The 1,018-nt window shown below is 25.6% G+C and carries 1 protein-coding gene and 1 pseudogene; one reads left to right on the top strand and one right to left on the bottom strand.

Features of this window, described 5'->3' with window-relative positions; all coding sequences use genetic code 11:
- Nucleotides 1–126, bottom strand: a pseudogene (locus tag H964_RS12290) (ISNCY family transposase); the annotation flags it as partial.
- Nucleotides 127–805: 679 nt separating this feature from the next.
- Between H964_RS12290 and H964_RS01440 the strand changes: the two are divergent.
- A partial coding sequence (locus H964_RS01440) for a hypothetical protein (protein WP_039764123.1) occupies nucleotides 806–1,018 on the top strand: 213 nt, incomplete at its 3' end.

Here is a 1,018-nt window from a genome sequence, read left to right as displayed (position 1 = left end):
CTTAAATTTCTTCGGTCTTCCTCTCCTGCTGCTTTTTATTTTTAATACCAGGGCTTTTATTACTTTCTCAATTGTCATAAGTATATTTAAAAATTTTTGTTTTTGTTTTTTAATAAAATTAGTCATTACCATCCTCCTTAGTTAGGTGTTTTTAGTCTTCCCTTACTATATTTTACCTCAAGGAGGATGGCTTTTTATATATATCTATTTATTGTCTTTTCTGTTAATCTGTTTTATTCAACAAGCTTATATATTTTAAAAACATAGTTATTTATGCTAAACATGTTTACCATTCTTATTAATTTTAATTTCTCTTCCTTATTAAAACAATTTTTATTGATAAACCTTTCTTCACTCCCATTTAATGTTTTTTTTTAATCTCACCTCTAACTCTGCTTTTGATGGCTTTAATAAATCCTTTTTCATTTTTACATTACTCTCTTTTACAATTGTAATTACATATATATTTTACAATAGTAAAAACCAATTTGTAAAGAGGTTTTTGAAAAGTTTTTTGGAGATTTTTATACAAAAAAATTCAAGCCTAAACATGTCTTTCTATTCTTCTATGCCGAAAATTAGTTATTAGAACTTATAGTATGATATTTTTCCAAAAATGGGAGAATGTGCCTATTTTTTGTCTGATCTTACTATAATTGGAGTATTTTTACATGCGTAGTATAATAATAAAATAAATAAACCACTCAAGAGGTGAGTCGAAAATGTTTAAGAGCTGATATTTAAAATTGTGATAGGCAATTATAATTTTTCAAATTTCTTAATCTAAGAAAGGAGTTGATTTGTAATGCAAATTAGAAAAATTAATTATCGCAAACTTATGAAAATCGCATTATTAACTTTATTTTTAGCGTTATCTTCTATTCTGTACAACTTGAATTTCGTAGCTGCTGAAAGCACATCAGGGAACAACAAAAGTGATATAATAATTTTAAAAACGGAAGTTATTCCATCTCAAAATGGAGAGAAGATAAGAAAAAATTATTTTTCAAATGGTGGC

It is taken from the genome of Caldicellulosiruptor sp. F32, from assembly GCF_000404025.1.
Classification (GTDB): Bacteria; Bacillota; Thermoanaerobacteria; order Caldicellulosiruptorales; family Caldicellulosiruptoraceae; genus Caldicellulosiruptor; species Caldicellulosiruptor saccharolyticus.
Note: the sequence above shows the minus strand (reverse complement) of the source record. Positions and strands in the feature narration are given on the sequence as shown.